Source organism: Streptomyces sp. Tu6071 (assembly GCF_000213055.1).
Lineage (GTDB): Bacteria > Actinomycetota > Actinomycetes > Streptomycetales > Streptomycetaceae > Streptomyces > Streptomyces evansiae.
The window spans coordinates 2,954,840-2,969,567 of sequence record NZ_CM001165.1; the positions used below are offsets into that span (position 1 = coordinate 2,954,840).

Annotated in this window: 13 protein-coding genes; 3 read left to right on the forward strand and 10 right to left on the reverse strand. The window is 72.2% G+C overall.

Features of this window, described 5'->3' with window-relative positions:
* Window positions 1–44: 44 nt before the first annotated feature.
* The 5 genes from STTU_RS11975 to STTU_RS11995 form a co-directional block, all read right to left on the reverse strand.
* Window positions 45–1,160, reverse strand: coding sequence for a membrane dipeptidase (locus STTU_RS11975; RefSeq protein WP_007823046.1), 1,116 nt, complete (start codon window positions 1,158–1,160; stop codon window positions 45–47).
* A gap of 264 nt (window positions 1,161–1,424) precedes the next feature.
* Window positions 1,425–2,582, reverse strand: a complete 1,158-nt coding sequence (locus tag STTU_RS11980; protein WP_009068183.1) for a S1 family peptidase — start codon at window positions 2,580–2,582, stop codon at window positions 1,425–1,427.
* Between the two features lie 219 nt (window positions 2,583–2,801).
* The gene (locus tag STTU_RS11985) at window positions 2,802–4,013 is read right to left on the reverse strand and encodes a dipeptidase (RefSeq protein ID WP_007823048.1); all 1,212 of its coding nucleotides are present in this window, start codon (window positions 4,011–4,013) and stop codon (window positions 2,802–2,804) included.
* A 94-nt stretch (window positions 4,014–4,107) separates the two neighbouring features.
* Entirely contained in the window at window positions 4,108–4,647 is a 540-nt protein-coding gene (gene purE, locus STTU_RS11990; RefSeq protein ID WP_009068179.1) for a 5-(carboxyamino)imidazole ribonucleotide mutase, read from the reverse strand.
* A complete protein-coding gene (locus STTU_RS11995) occupies window positions 4,644–5,783 on the reverse strand; it encodes a 5-(carboxyamino)imidazole ribonucleotide synthase (RefSeq protein ID WP_007823050.1) in 1,140 nt (379 codons plus the stop codon). Before STTU_RS11995 ends, purE begins: the two co-directional genes overlap by 4 nt.
* A 111-nt stretch (window positions 5,784–5,894) precedes the next feature.
* Between STTU_RS11995 and STTU_RS12000 the strand changes: the two genes are divergently transcribed.
* Complete coding sequence (locus STTU_RS12000; protein ID WP_007823051.1) at window positions 5,895–6,521, forward strand: GtrA family protein; 627 nt, start codon at window positions 5,895–5,897, stop codon at window positions 6,519–6,521.
* Between the two features lie 3 nt (window positions 6,522–6,524).
* Here the strand turns inward: STTU_RS12000 and STTU_RS12005 are convergent, their stop codons facing one another.
* From STTU_RS12005 to STTU_RS12015, 3 genes are all read right to left on the reverse strand, one after another.
* Entirely contained in the window at window positions 6,525–7,808 is a 1,284-nt protein-coding gene (locus STTU_RS12005) for an ATP-binding protein (RefSeq protein WP_007823053.1), read from the reverse strand.
* 76 nt (window positions 7,809–7,884) lie between these two features.
* Window positions 7,885–9,165 (reverse strand): lipase family protein, encoded by a 1,281-nt coding sequence (locus tag STTU_RS12010; RefSeq protein ID WP_007823055.1) that lies wholly within the window; start codon window positions 9,163–9,165, stop codon window positions 7,885–7,887.
* A 218-nt stretch (window positions 9,166–9,383) separates the two neighbouring features.
* The gene (locus tag STTU_RS12015; protein WP_010262370.1) at window positions 9,384–10,061 is read right to left on the reverse strand and encodes a response regulator transcription factor; all 678 of its coding nucleotides are present in this window, start codon (window positions 10,059–10,061) and stop codon (window positions 9,384–9,386) included.
* A gap of 553 nt (window positions 10,062–10,614) precedes the next feature.
* On the opposite strand from STTU_RS12015, the gene STTU_RS12020 reads away from it, so the two are divergent.
* Complete coding sequence (locus tag STTU_RS12020; protein ID WP_009068172.1) at window positions 10,615–12,111, forward strand: peptide MFS transporter; 1,497 nt, start codon at window positions 10,615–10,617, stop codon at window positions 12,109–12,111.
* Between the two features lie 170 nt (window positions 12,112–12,281).
* On the opposite strand, the gene STTU_RS12025 is transcribed toward STTU_RS12020, so the two are convergent.
* Together STTU_RS12025 and STTU_RS12030 are read right to left on the reverse strand one after the other, a co-directional pair.
* On the reverse strand, window positions 12,282–12,776 hold the full coding sequence (locus STTU_RS12025; protein ID WP_007823058.1) for an ATP-binding protein: 495 nt from the start codon (window positions 12,774–12,776) through the stop codon (window positions 12,282–12,284).
* A gap of 196 nt (window positions 12,777–12,972) precedes the next feature.
* A complete protein-coding gene (locus STTU_RS12030; RefSeq protein ID WP_043254949.1) occupies window positions 12,973–13,341 on the reverse strand; it encodes an STAS domain-containing protein in 369 nt (122 codons plus the stop codon).
* Between the two features lie 354 nt (window positions 13,342–13,695).
* On the opposite strand from STTU_RS12030, the gene STTU_RS12035 reads away from it, so the two are divergent.
* Window positions 13,696–14,646, forward strand: coding sequence for an RNA polymerase sigma factor SigF (locus STTU_RS12035; protein WP_007823060.1), 951 nt, complete (start codon window positions 13,696–13,698; stop codon window positions 14,644–14,646).
* The last annotated feature ends 82 nt before the right edge of the window (window positions 14,647–14,728 follow it).

Below are 14,728 nucleotides of genomic sequence, written 5' to 3' on the forward strand. Positions count from 1 at the left end.
GTCTTCGGCCGGGGGCATCCCCGGAGGGGCCGGGTTCTCGGCCGCTACAGCCCCAGTCCCGGGACCGGCCTCGGCCTCAGCTCGTCCCGCTCCTCCAGCCGCGCCGTGCTCGGGCCCCGGCGGGCGCTCGTCTCGCGGGCCGTCTCGTCGGCCTCCTTCAGGACGCGGACGACGTTCTCCCAGGTCAGCGCGGTCAGTTCGGCGTCGCTCCAGCCCCGGGCGCGCAGTTCGGTGAGGAGGGGCGGGTAGCCGGTGGGGTCGCTCAGGCCCTCGGGGTGGGCTTCGCCCGTGTCGTGGGCGCCGCACAGGGCGACCGACCCGGGGCCCGCGACGGCGCGGACGTGGTCGATGTGGTCGGCCGTGTCGGCGAGCGCGGGGCCGCACAGGGGCTCGGTGAGGGGCACGAGGCACAGGCCGCGCGCGGCGCCGAGCGCGGCGAGCACGGGGTCGGGCGCGTTGCCCGCGTGCTCGCGCACGGCGGCGGCCCCGGCGCGCAGGAGTGCGGGCGCGCGCGAGATGTCGAGGACGCGCGCGACGACGGCGGCGGGTGCCCCGGTGAGGTCGAGCAGCATTCCGAGGCGGTTCGTCTCCCGGACGACCTCGGTCCCGAAGACGCTCAGCCCCTCCTCGCCCGCCCAGCGGGCCCCGGCGAGGGTCAGGGAGCGGACGCCGAGTTCGGCGAGGGTGCGCAGGCCCGCGAGCGAGTCGTCGATGCCGCGCGCGTCGGCGGGTCCGGGGACGACGGCGATCCGGCCGCGGCCGTGCGCGTCGGCGACGTCGTAGGAGGTACGGGCGAGGCGGAGCGCGCCGGGGTGCGCGGCGACGACGGCGCGCGCGAAGTCGAGCTGTTCGAGGGTGCGGGTGAGGCTCGCGCCCTCGTCCCCGGGCACCTTGAGCGACCAGAACTGCGCGCCGACCCCGCCGGCCCGCAGCCGGGGTATGTCGGCGCCGAGCGCGCTGTCGCCGAGTTCCATCTCGCACCAGGGCAGGTGGCGCAGCGTCCAGGCGAGCCCGCTGTAGCCGTCGGCGACGGGGTGCTCGGCGAGCAGCGCCGCGATGTCCTCGGGCGCGGGCCGCGGCGCGGTGGCGTCCCCGCCGAGCGGGTCCGTGCCTTCGGGGAAGGGGTCGTCGGGGAGGGCGTCGTCCCGCAGGTGCGCCATGGAAGGGCTCCGGTGCTCGCTCGGGTACGGGGCAGTGCGCCCACCGTGGCACGGTGCGGGGCGGCCGACACGCCGGGACGGCCGTTCGGGTGAGGGGGTGGGGCGGTGAAGGCAGTGAGGCGGTGAAGGCGGTGGGGCGGTGGCGGGGTCGAGCGGTGGCGGGGGCGAGCGGCGCGGCGGTGCGGGCCGTACGGCAGCGGTACGGGGCGGGGGCCACCGGCCGTCCCCGCCCCGTACCCGGGTCTCAGCGCCTCGCGAGGGGTGTCACGAGGTGACGAGCGTCAGTCCGTACCGGCCGAGGATCTCGTTGACCGGCTGGAACCACGTCTCGCCGCCGCTCGTGCAGTTGCCGAAGCCGCCGGACGTCACGCCCTGCGCCTGGTCACCGCTGATGAAGGAGCCGCCGGAGTCGCCGGGTTCGGCGCACACGTTGGTGTGGGTGGCCTCGTAGACGGGCCCGTTCGCGTAGTTGATGGTCTCGTTGAGGCCGAGGACGGTGCCGCAGTGCCAGTGCGAGGTCGAGCCCGAGCGGCAGATCGAGCTGCCGACCGGGGCGACGTTGGAGCCGCGGACGAGCTGGTCGGAGACGGTGCCCCAGCCGAGCACGACGGGGGTCGTCCACCAGCCGCTGCCGACGTTGACCCAGGCCATGTCGTCGCCGGGGAAGGTCGAGCCCTGGATGTTGCCGATGTAGCTGTTGTCCCAGCCGTAGACGGCCTGTCCCGGCTGCCCGCAGTGCCCGGCGGTGACGAAGCCGCCGACGACCGAGAAGCCGATGGAACAGCGGACGTTGCCGGTGTAGAAGGGGTCGCCGCCGACGGTTCCGGCGGCGAGCGGGCGGGGCTTCTCGGGCGCGCCCTCGACGGCGTGGACGGTGACGGGCCCGGCGTCCTCGGCCTTGGTGAGGAAGGCGCGGACGGCCTTGTCGGAGCGGTCCTTGGCCAGGACGTCCACGACGACGCGGTTCGTGCGCGGGTCGACGCGCCAGCCGGTGACCGACGTGGGCGCCTTGATGCGGTCGATCGCGCGCTTGACGGAGGTGAGCCGGGCCTCGCTGTGCCGGGCGCCGGTGCGGACCTCGGCGCCGGTCGCGCGGACGGCGTCGGCGGTACGGGTGCCGGTGAGCGCGACGGTGAGCGTGCCCTTCTTCGCGTCGAACCACGAACCGGCGAAGGCGGAACCGGCCGCCTCGCGGGCCGCGCGGTCGGTCTTCGCGGCCTGCTTCTCGGCGGCGAGCCGCTGCTCGGCCTGCTGCGCGGTGAGGTGGAAGTCCTTCTGCAGGGCGGTCAACAGCCCTGCGGAGGCGGGCTGTTCGGGCTTGCTGTCCGCCTGGGCGGCGGTGCCGGTCCCTGCGGCGACGCCGAGACCTCCCAGGAGGGCGAGCGTGGACAGGGCGATACGCATGACGGGTCTGCGATGCATGGGGGTGACGGCCTCTCGTTGTTCCAGGAGTGGGGGTGGAACAACGACGCCCCGACGCTGTGGGGGCGCCGCGTCAACGAGAGTAGGCGCGCTCAACAGGCCAGGCATAGACCAATGTTCGCCACTGTTGGTTCGTGTCCGATTCCGCGACAAGTTTCAACAAGAAGCTAAATGCCGGGAGTTGAGGCCTTGGGAACCCCAACTCCCTCGCACTGAGTGCTACTTCTTGCCGTCCAACTCTTCGATCGTCGCGTTCGACGGGCCGCGCCCGCGCTGGATCTCCTTCGCGGCGATCTCGGCCTCGCGCAGGACGCGGACCGCGTTGGACCACGTGAGCTTGGCGAGATCCGCCGCGGACCAGTTCCGGTCGAGGAGTTCGGCGACGAGGTTCGGGTAGCCCGCGACGTCGTCGAGGTCCTTCGGCGTGAAGGCCGTGCCGTCGTAGTCGCCGCCGACGCCGAGGTGGTCGATCCCGGCGACCTCGCGCATGTGGTCGAGGTGGTCGGCGACGGTCGAAGCGGTCGCGGAGGGGCGGGGGTCGGCCTCCTCGAAGGCGCGGTGCGCCGCCATCGCGGCGGGCGTCGTGTCGAGGTGGTGGAAGCCCCGGGCGCGCAGGTTCTCGTCGGCGCGCAGCGTCCACTCCCCCGCCTCGGGGAGGATGAACTTCGGGACGAAGGTGGCCATCGCGATGCCGCCGTTGGCGGGCAGCCGCTCCAGGACGTCGTCCGGGATGTTGCGCACGTGGTCGCAGACGGCGAGCGAGGAGGAGTGCGAGAAGATCACCGGGGCCTCGCTCGCGTCCAGCGCGGCGCGCATCGTCGCGGGGGCGACGTGCGAGAGGTCGACGAGCATCCCGAGCCGGTTCATCTCGCGCACGACCTCGACGCCGAAGCGCGTGAGGCCGTCGTGCGCGGGCTCGTCGGTCGCGGAGTCGGCCCAGTCGGTGTTGCTGTTGTGCGTGAGCGTCATGTAGCGGACGCCGAGCGCGTGGAAGGCCCGCAGCGTGCCGAGCGAGTTGGCGATCGAGTGGCCGCCCTCGGCGCCCTTCAGCGAGGCGATGCGCCCGGAGGCGCGGGCGGCCTCCATGTCGTCGGCGGTGCGGGCCTCGGCGAGCCGCTCGGGGTAGCGGGCGAGGAGCTGGTCCACGCAGTCGATCTGTTCGAGCGTCGCCGCGACGGCCTCGTCCCCGGCCAGCTCGCCCGGCACGTACACCGACCAGAACTGCCCGCCCACGCCTCCCGCGGCGAGCCGCGCGAGGTCGGTGTGGAGGCTGCCGCGCTGGTCCTCGGCGATGTCGAGCCGCCCGAGGTCGTACCGCACCTGCTCGCGCAGGGCCCACGGCAGGTCGTTGTGCCCGTCGACGACGGGCGCCCCGGCGAGCAGCGCGCGGGCTTCTTCGAGTCGGGCGGGGGACGGCTGGGGGGTGGCCAAGGCGGGACCTCTTCTCCGAAGGGGGGACGGAGGCGGCCCCGCGCGGAACGCGGCGCCACCCCCGTGACGTACGAGGAAGAACGTACGCCCGGCCTCAGCTCCCGAAGCCGAAGCCCCCGCTCGCGTTCTGCGCGGCCTTCGTCCGCAGCCGCTTGCCCTTCTCCGTCGCCTGCGCGTTCAGGTCCTGCTGGAAGTCGCGCATCCGGGCGAGCAGCTCGGGGTCGTGCGCCGCGAGGACGCGGGCCGCGAGGAGGCCCGCGTTGCGCGCGCCGCCGACCGAGACGGTCGCGACGGGCACTCCGGCGGGCATCTGCACGATGGAGAGCAGCGAGTCCATGCCGTCGAGGTACTTGAGCGGCACGGGCACGCCGATGACGGGCAGCGGGGTCACGGAGGCGAGCATCCCGGGCAGATGCGCCGCGCCGCCCGCCCCGGCGATGATCGCCTTGAGGCCGCGGTCGGCCGCGTCCTCGCCGTACGCGATCATCTCGCGCGGCATCCGGTGCGCCGAGACGACGTCGACCTCGTAGGGGATCGCGAACTCGTCGAGCGCCTTCGCCGCGGCCTCCATGACGGGCCAGTCGGAGTCGGAACCCATGACGATGCCGACGAGGGGCTGGGCTGTCGTGCTCATTCGGTGATCGTCCCTCGCAGGTAGCCGGCCGCGTGCCGGGCGCGCTCCAGGACCTCGGGCAGGTCCTCGCCGTAGGTGTTCACGTGGCCGACCTTGCGGCCGGGCTTCACGCCCTTCGCGTACATGTGGATCTTGAGCCCGGGGTCGCGGGCCATGCAGTGCAGGTACGCGCTGTACATGTCGGGGAAGTCGCCGCCGAGCACGTTGACCATGACCGTCCACGGCTGGCGCGGGCGCGGGTCGCCGAGCGGGAGGTCGAGGACGGCCCGCAGGTGGTTGGCGAACTGCGAGGTCGCCGCGCCGTCCTGCGTCCAGTGCCCGGAGTTGTGCGGGCGCATCGCCAGCTCGTTGACGAGGACGCGGCCGTCGCGCGTCTCGAACAGCTCGACGGCGAGGTGCCCGATGACGCCCAGCTCGTTGGCGATGCGCAGCGCCATCTCCTGCGCGATCCCGGACAGTTCCTCGTCCAGGCCGGGCGCGGGGGCGATCACGGTGTCGCACACGCCGTCGACCTGCTGCGACTCGACGACGGGGTACGCGACGGCCTGGCCGTGCGGGGAGCGCACGACGTTCGCGGCCAGCTCCCGTACGTAGTCGACCTTCTCCTCGGCGAGCACGCGGACCCCGGCGCGGAAGGGCTCGGCGGCCTCCTCCTCGGAGCCGACGACCCACACGCCCTTGCCGTCGTAGCCGCCGCGCGTCGTCTTGAGGACGACGGGGTAGCCCTCGCCCTCCTCGGCGAAGCGCGTCACGTCCGCCGGGTCGGCGACGAGGCGGTGACGGGGGCACGGGACGCCGAGTTCGCTGAGGCGGGCGCGCATGAGGCCCTTGTCCTGGGCGTACACGAGCGCGGCGGGGCCCGGACGGACCGGGATGCCCTCGGCCTCCAGGGCGCGCAGGTGTTCGGTGGGGACGTGCTCGTGGTCGAAGGTGATCACGTCGCACCCGCGCGCGAAGTCGCGGAGTGTGCCGAGATCGTGGTAGTCCCCGACGACGACCTCGTGCGCCACGAGGGCGGCCGAGTCCTGCGGGGTATCGCTGAGCAGCTTGAACGTGATGCCGAGCGGGATGCCCGCCTCGTGCGTCATACGCGCGAGCTGACCACCGCCGACCATGCCGACTACGGGGAATGTCACCGCCCCAGCCTATCCGTTCCCGCTGGTCCACCCGGTGCCCGGGCGTCCGGACGCCGCAGCGCCTAGCATGGCGGGGACCGTCCTTACCCGTCTCCTGGGGACAAACGCCTTATGACGAACGCCAGTGCCCCGCCCTCGCGGCTGAGACGCATCGTCGCGGAGCTGGCGAAATTCGGCGCGGTCGGCGGCGCGGGCGTGCTCGTGAACATGGCCGCCTACAACCTCGTACGGCACTTCACCTCGCTCGCCTACGTGCGCGCGAGCGTCATCGCCACCGTCATCTCGATCGTCTTCAACTACATCGGGTTCCGCTACTTCACGTACCGCGACCGCGACAAGTCGGGCCGCAAGCGGGAGCTGGGGCTCTTCGCGTTCTTCAGCGCGATCGGTCTCGTCATCGAGAACGGGGTGCTCTACGCGGGCACGTACGGGCTCGGCTTCGACACCCCGCTCCAGACGAACGTCGTGAAGTTCTGCGGCATCGGCGTCGCGACCCTCTTCCGCTTCTGGTCCTACCGCAGCTGGGTCTTCCGCGCGCTGCCGCCGAAGGACCAGGAGGCGGTCCGCGAGGTCACGGCCGCCGTCCACGAGGCGGAGGCGGCGCTCGCCCAGCGGAACCCGTACGGGAGCGCGCACCGCGCCCCGCAGCCGTCCCCCGTCGTCGCGCACCACACCCCGGAGCGCGGGCACGAGAACCAGGGCAGGCACCGCAAGCCGCGCCGCGTGCACGTGGACTGAGCCTCAGCGCACCGTCGGCGTCTCCCCGCCGTCCTCGCCCGTGTTCGGCTTGCGGGGGCGGGTGCGCGAGAGGAAGAGGGCGAAGACGGGCGGCTTGCCCTGGAGGAGTTCGAGCCGCCCGCCGTCCGCCTCGGCGAGATCGCGCGCGACGGCGAGGCCGATGCCCGTCGAGTTCCGGCCCGAGATCGTGCGCTCGAAGATGCGCGCGCCGAGGTCGGGCGGCACCCCGGGGCCCTCGTCGGTGACCTCGACGACGGCCTGGTTGCCGACCGCGCGGGTGCGCAGCGCGACCGTGCCGCCGCCGTGCATGAGCGAGTTCTCGATGAGCGCGGCGAGCACCTGCGCGACCGCGCCCGGGGTGCCGACGGCCCGCAGGTGGCGGGGGCCCGAGCGGACGATGGCACGCCCCGCGCCCCGGTAGGCGGGCAGCCACTCCTCGACCTGCTGCTTGACGACCTCGTCGAGCTCGAAGGGCACGGCGGAGCCGTTGCGCGGGTCCCGCGAGTTCGTGAGCAGCCGCTCGACGACGGCGGTGAGCCGCTCGACCTGGTTGATCGCGATGTTCGCCTCCTCCTGCACGGTGTCGATGTCCCCCGTGAGGGTGATCTCCTCCAGGCGCATCGAGAGCGCGGTGAGGGGGGTGCGGAGCTGGTGCGAGGCGTCGGCGGCGAGGCGGCGCTCGGCGGTGAGCATCCGCGCGATGCGCTCGGCCGAGCCGTCGAGGACCTCCGCGATCCGGTCCAGCTCGGGCACCCCGTACCGCTTGTGGCGCGGGCGCGGATCGCCCGAGCCGAGGCGCTCGGCGGTCTCGGCGAGGTCGGTGAGCGGGGCCGCGAGGCGGTTGCCCTGGCGGATGGCGAGGAGCGCGGCGGCGATGATCGCGAGGAGCGCGACGAGACCGATGATCATGAGCGTGCGGCCGACCTCGCGCGTCACCTCCGAGCGGGGCTCCTCGACGGTCACGGACTCGCCCGCCTCGCCGCGCTCGGTCGCCTTGATGACATCCCCGCGCGGCCTGCTGCCGATCTCGATGGGCGCGCGGTGGCGCAGCCGTACCACCGCGTAGCGCCCCTCCTCGACCTGGTCGCGCAGGATCTCGGAGGTGATCTGCTCCTCGGCGATCAGCCTGCTGTCCACGATCGACACGAGCCGCACGGCCTCGGAGTCCACCCGCTCCTGCGCGCTGTTGGTGATCGTCCGGGTCTCGACGATGACGAGCGAGAGACCGAAGACGGCGATGACGACGAGGACGACGGCGAGGGTGGACGTGATGAGGCGGCGGCGCATGCGGCCATCCTGACAGGTGGGAACCCGGCCTCTCCGGCGATTGAGGGGCGGGGTCCGGGGCCGGGCCCCGTGAGACTCACCCGCAGTCGGTGGCCGCCTTCGTCCCGTTCACCCTCGCGCTGAGCCAGGCCGCCAGATCCTGGTACGAGGCGTCGAGCAGCCCGTCGTGGTCGGCGTTCGCGTACGCCTTGTACTGGACCGTGTCCTTCAGCCCGCAGAGCTGCCCCTTCAGCTTCTCGGTGAGATCCGGGGCGACCGTGGTGTCCTTGCCGCCCTGGAGCAGCAGCACGGGGCCCGACGACTTCGCGTGGGCGGGCTGGGCCTGCGCGAAGAAGGCGCGCAGCGCCTCGCTCCTGCCCCAGTCCGCGTTGACGAGCGCGGGCGGCTGCGGGTCGAGCCCTTCGAGGTGCTCGCTCAGCGGCGCGAGGCACAGCCGCTCGGCCGCCGGGATCTGCCGCACGAGGCGGGGCGGCAGCAGGTCGGAGTACGCGACGGACGGCGTCGAGCGCTGGGCGCCGATACCGATGTAGGTGAGGTACGAGGCGGTGCCGCCCCAGCCCCGCGGGTACGGCGGCTTGAGCTTCGCGAGCGCGCCCACGGCGTCCCCGAGGTTGCTCACGGGGGCCAGCGAGACGGTGCCGAGGTACTTCAGGTCGCTCGCCCGCTTCGCCGCGATCTCGCCCGCGCCGAGCGCGGCGGCGCCGCCCTGCGAGTGCCCGACGGAGAACCACCGCGTGCCGAGCGCGGAGTCGAGGTGCCGGGCGGCGCGCACGCTGTCGACGACGGAGTTGCTCTCGGGCCCGAGCTGGAGGTAGCCGTGGACACGGCCGGGGAAGCCGAGGTCGGGGTAGTCGGTGCCGACGACGGCGTAGCCGCTGCGCAGCAGGTTCGTGATCAGCTTCTCGTCGCGGTCGTCCGGGGAGGGGTGGAGGTTGGCCGCGCGCGAGGGCGCGCAGTCGGGTCCGACCCCGGTGGTGCCGTGCGCCCAGGCCACGACGGGCCAGCCGTCCTCGGGCGGGGTGCCCTTGGGGGTGAGCGTGAAGCCGGTGACGGCGACGGGCCGGTCCTCCGCGCCGTCCGAGCGGTACATGATCCGCTTCGCGCTCGCGGCGGCGTCCGCGAGACCGGGCGTGACGTCCAGGGGCTCGCTGGCGAAGACCTCGCCGGCCGCCTTGCCCCTGATGGTCCCCGCGCGGGGATACGTGTAGAACGAGGCGACACCGGCCGAGGCGGAGCCGCTGGGGCCGGGCGAGGCGGTCCCCGCGCTCGACGTGGCGGTCACCGCCCCGCACGAGGCCACGAGCCCCCCGGCCGCGCAGAGCCCCACCGCCCGCACGATCCTTTTGCTGACACCCACAGCACACCCCTTCGCCGACTCACGCTCACGCTAGGCCGCGAAACCGCACAAGGCGACAAAAAGGACCCAAAAGGGGCACGAAGCAAACCCGCCCCGCCACCGCACGGGCACCACCCCCACCGCACGAGCACCCCCCGCACGAGCACCAAATCCAGCCCGTCCGGCGCTTGAGGACAAAAGAGGCCGCAGGCCGATCCCCCGGACACCCCCCGGAGGGCTCAGCTCTTCTCGAACCGGAACCCCACCCCCCGCACCGTCGCGATGTACCGCGGATTCGCCGCGTCGTCCCCGAGCTTCTTCCGCAGCCACGAGATGTGCATGTCCAGCGTCTTCGTCGAGGACCACCACGTCGTGTCCCAGACCTCCCGCATGAGCTGGTCGCGCGTGACGACGCGCCCCGCGTCGCGGACGAGCACGCGCAGGAGGTCGAACTCCTTCGCGGTGAGCTGGAGTTCCTCGTCGCCCATCCACGCCCGGTGCGATTCGACGTCGATGCGGACGCCGTGCGTCGCGGGGGCCTCCTTGGCCTCACCGGCGCCGCGCCGCAGGAGGGCCCGGACGCGGGCGAGGAGTTCGGCGAGGCGGAAGGGCTTGGTGACGTAGTCGTCGGCGCCCGCGTCGAGCCCCACGACGGTGTCGACCTCGTCGGCGCGCGCGGTGAGGATCAGGATCGGTACGGGGAGCCCTTCGGCGCGGAGCCTGCGGGCCACCTCCAGGCCGTCCATGCCCGGCAGGCCGAGGTCGAGTACGACGAGGTCGATGGCGCCCTGCATGCCGGCCTCCAGCGCGGCGGGCCCGTCCTCGCGCACCTCCACCTCGTAGCCCTCGCGCCGCAGGGCACGGGCCAGCGGCTCTGAGATGGACGCGTCATCCTCGGCGAGCAGTACACGGGTCATGCCCTGATGGTAGACCGCGCGCGCACCCCCGGGCGGGCCCTCGTCGAAGGCCGGACGCCGTCCGCGCCACCACCGGGGGCGCGCCTTGTGCGCGAGCTGTCGCACGGCTGTGGGGACGGCGCACGGCGGCCCGCTCCGCACCCGCGCCACCCCTCTCCCCCGCCCTCCGGAACGAAGCCCCTGACCCCCTGTCACCTGTGATCTCGCTCTCCGGTTCCCCGCCTCGCCTGTGATTGATGCCTCAATGCGCGCGGGGACCCCCGGGGAATGCTTTAGGCTGAGTAAACGTCTGACGCACGGATCACGGACCTTCGCAGGTGCCCGGCACACGCGAGGGTCCTTGTCGTATCGGTCGCCCGCACCCCACGCGGGCCCGCCGCGACTCGTCAATGACCTGTGGCCGGGCTCCGGGTGCGAGGAAGCGCCCGGGGCGTGGTTCCTGGTGCGCCCCCCACTCTCTCGTCGCGCTCCCCTCATGGGCGCGACGACCGCGTCGGACGTGGGAGGAGGGGTGCGTACCGGTGCCGGCCTTCCCCCACGCAAGGAACGACCCATGGCGCCCAGCCTGACGAAGGACGCCACCGGCTCTGTCACCGCCGGTAGCGAAAAGACCTTCTTCGGCCACCCCCGCGGACTGGCCACTCTCTTCATGACCGAGATGTGGGAGCGTTTCAGCTTCTACGGCATGAGGGCCCTGCTGCCCCTCTACCTCGTCTCCTCCAGCGGCCTGCACATGAACGCGGGCACCGCCACGGCGATCTACTCCGTGTACCTCGCGATGGTCTACCTGCTCGCGATGCCGGGCGGCTGGATCGCCGACCGCTGGTGGGGCCCGCGCAGGACGACCGCGATCGCCGCGGGCATCATCATGTGCGGTCACCTGCTGCTCGCGGTGCCGGGGCAGGGTGTCTTCTTCGGCGGGCTCGCGCTCGTCGCGATCGGCTCGGGGCTGCTCAAGTCGACGATCTCGACGATGGTCGGGCACCTCTACCAGGGGCCCGGGGACCCGCGCCGCGACGGCGGCTTCACCGTCTTCTACATGGGCATCAACCTCGGCAGCTTCGCCGCGCCCCTCATCATCGGCACGGTCGGCGAGAACGTCTCGTGGCACCTGGGCTTCGGCCTCGCCGCGGTCGGCATGGCGCTCGGGCTGGCGCAGTTCCTGCTCGGCTCGCGGCACCTGAGCCCCGAGAGCAGCGTCGTGCCGAAGCCGCAGCCGCGCGAGGAGAAGCTCGCGACGATCCGCAAGGGCCTGCTGTGGGCGCTCGTCGCCGCCGTCGTGTACGGGGTGCTCGTCGCGACCGGTGTGTACACGCTCAACTGGGCGCTGGTCCCGATCAACATCGCGGGGCTCGTGATCCCGGTCGTGGTGCTCGCGCGGATCAGGCGGGACAAGGAGCTGGACCGCGCGGAGCGCTCGAAGATGTCCGCGTACGTCTGGTTCTTCGTCGCCGCCGCGCTCTTCTGGATGATCTACGACCAGGGCGGCTCGACGCTCTCGCTCTTCGGCGAGAGCCGGACGACGAACAGCCTCCTCGGCTTCGACTTCCCGACCTCCTGGTACCAGTCGGTGAACCCGGTCTTCATCATGGCGCTGGCCCCGGTGACGGCGTGGATCTGGCTGGCGCTGAACCGGCGCGGCAAGGAGCCGAGCACGGTCACGAAGTTCGCCTCGGGGCTCTTCCTCGTCGGCGTCTCGTTCTTCGTCTTCCTGATCCCGCTGCTGGACACCACGGCGGACGAGCGCGTGAGCCCGATGTGGCTCGTCGCGATCTACTTCGTGCAGACGGTCGGCGAGCTGTGCCTGTCCCCGGTGGGGCTCTCGGTGACGACGAAGATGTCCCCGGCCAAGTACAGCTCCCAGATGATGGGCGTCTGGTTCCTCGCCGTCACGGCGGGAGACAGCGTGACAAGCCTCGTGTCCCTCGCGGGCGTCAACCTCGACCGCTCAGGCGTCGTCGCCGCCCAGGCAGCCCTGGCAGCCCTCGCGGGAGCCGCGATCTTCATGTACCGCCGCACGGTGCGCACCAAGATGGGCGAGGTCCACTGACCCACCCGAAAACGCCGGAGGGGCTGGACTTTCGTCCAGCCCCTCCGGCGTTTGAGGAGCGGGGTCCGGGGCGGAGCCCCGAGACGGGCCCGGGGCCCCGCCGACCCACGGGGTCCGGGGCGGAGCCCCAGGAGATCGGGCTTGGGGCGAAGCCCCACAAGCCCTCCCGCCTACGCAGGCGCGGCAACCTCCGCCCACACCCGCTTCCCCGGCACCCCTTCGGCCCGCGCCACCCCCCAGTCGACGGAAAGCCTCTGCACGATGAACATCCCGTGCCCCCCCGGCCGCCCCGCCTGATGCGGTCGCCTCGGCTCCGGCTCCCCGGCCCCCAGGTCCGCGACCTCGATCCGCAGCGTCTTGCCGTCCATGACGAGGACGAGTTCCTCCGGGCCCTCCGCGTGAAGACACGCGTTGGTGACCAGCTCGGAGACGACGAGGAGCACGTCCTCGGCCGCCGCCTTGCGGTCCGCGCTTTCGGCGGGCAGCCATCCCCACGCCCGCAGCGCCTGGCGGGCGAAGTCACGCGCCATCGGCACGACACCGCTCTCGCCCACGAGGGTGAGCCTGCGGGTCTGCCGGCCGCCGGGGGCGGACACGCCACCGGGGGCGCCGGAACCGCCCTCGCCGGGGCGCTCGTCCGGCAGTTGCGGCCGGGTCGTGCTCATCAGCGCTTCACCTCACCGAATCGCCGGAATCGCCAGTTCTCAGTGCACACTTTCGACACTTCAAGTCTCTCGGGGACCCGGAGGGGAGGGTCCTGACTGCTGCGGGGGTCACGTGGGTCTCCTGCCCGAGAGCGGGCGGCGGACACCTGCGGATCACTCCCCGCCCCCGTTTCGCGGCCCGCCACCCGCCGTGCGCTCAGCCGCTGAGCGCCTCGGCGAGGGTGGAGTGCACCTGGAAGACGGCGTCGGCGCCCGTGATCTCGAAGACGCGCGAGACCACCGGCTGCATCGCCGCGAGGTGAATGCCACCGCCCGCCGCCTCGGCGCGCAGCCGGGCACCCAGCAGCACGTTGAGGCCCGTGGAATCGCAGAATTCCAGCTCGGAGCAGTCCAGCACGATCCGGTCGCGACCGGCGTCGAGCTTGCTGTCGAGTGGTTCACGCAACAATTCGGCGGTGTGGTGATCCAGTTCACCGGCGAGCGCGACCACGACCCAGGGGCCCTCTTCGCGTACCTCGACGCGGAGCCGTCCCCTGTTCGCGCTGCCGACCGTCCCGCGGTCCATGCCGTCTGTCTCCTGAGCCTCGTCGTCCACCAGGCTTCGTGGCGACGGCGTGCGAAAACACGTCGCGCCTCACTGCCTTTGTGCTGACCCGGCGTCCTGCCCCGTTCACCCTCCGCGACCACAGCGCGGGCGAGCTCTGGGCAGAGGTACGCCGATGTTCCCGAACACTACGCCCTCAGCGGCCCTCTCGGTAGCCGAACATCCGCCCTAAATGGGACATTTGACGCCAATCGGACTTGCGGTCACTGTGCGCGAGCGGGTAGGGCTAGGAGGACGCATTCGATACAAGCCGGCTTTGGAGGCGCCGCACACCGCAGTGCACGTATTGGCATCGGCAGCCATATGCCGAGAACGATGGAGGACATCATGTCATCCCAGCTCGACGCATCGCGGGCGAATCCGGCGACGTCGACCATCCCCGCTCCTCGTCCTTCGGACGCGGCGAAGCGGGACCTCGCCCTGGAACCCTCGGCCTTCCGGTCCCCCGCCGCCGTACCCGAACTGGCGGATCTCCCGGAGATCCCGCCTTTCGACGAGGTGGGGCCGCTGGACGCACGGGCCCTTTCCAAGAACCTTTTCGAACGACTCGAAGACCTCGACGAGGGCACGCATGCCCACTCCTATGTACGCCACACGCTCGTCGAGCTGAATCTCGCCCTGGTCAAGTTCGCCGCCTCGCGGTTCCGCTCCCGCAGCGAGCCGATGGAGGACATCATCCAGGTCGGCACGATCGGCCTGATCAAGGCGATCGACCGCTTCGAGCTCTCGCGCGGAGTGGAGTTCCCCACCTTCGCGATGCCGACGATCATCGGCGAGATCAAGCGTTTCTTCCGTGACACCTCGTGGTCGGTGCGGGTCCCGCGCCGCCTCCAGGAGCTGCGTCTCGACCTGGCGAAGGCCGGGGACGAGCTGGCACAGCGCCTGGACCGCGCCCCGACCCCCTCGGAGCTGGCCGAGAAGCTCGGCATCGAGCGCGAGGAGGTCATCGAGGGCATGGCGGCGTCGAACGCGTACACCGCCTCCTCGCTGGACGCGCAGCCCGAGGAGGACGACAGCGAGAGCGCGCTGGCCGACCGGCTCGGTTACGAGGACCACAGCCTGGAGGGAATCGAGTACATCGAGTCCCTGAAGCCGATGATCGCGCGGCTCCCGCAGCGGGACCGGAAGATCCTCTCGCTCCGCTTCGTCGCGAACATGACGCAGTCGGAGATCGGCGAGGAACTCGGCATCTCCCAGATGCACGTCTCGCGCCTCCTCTCGCGGACCCTCGTGAAGCTCCGCAAGGGGCTGACGCTGGAGGAATGAGCACCGCGCTCCCGGCTTTGATCTGAACACGTGCGCTGCGGCAGTGCGCGAGAGGCCCGTCCCGCCCCCGGGACGGGCCTCT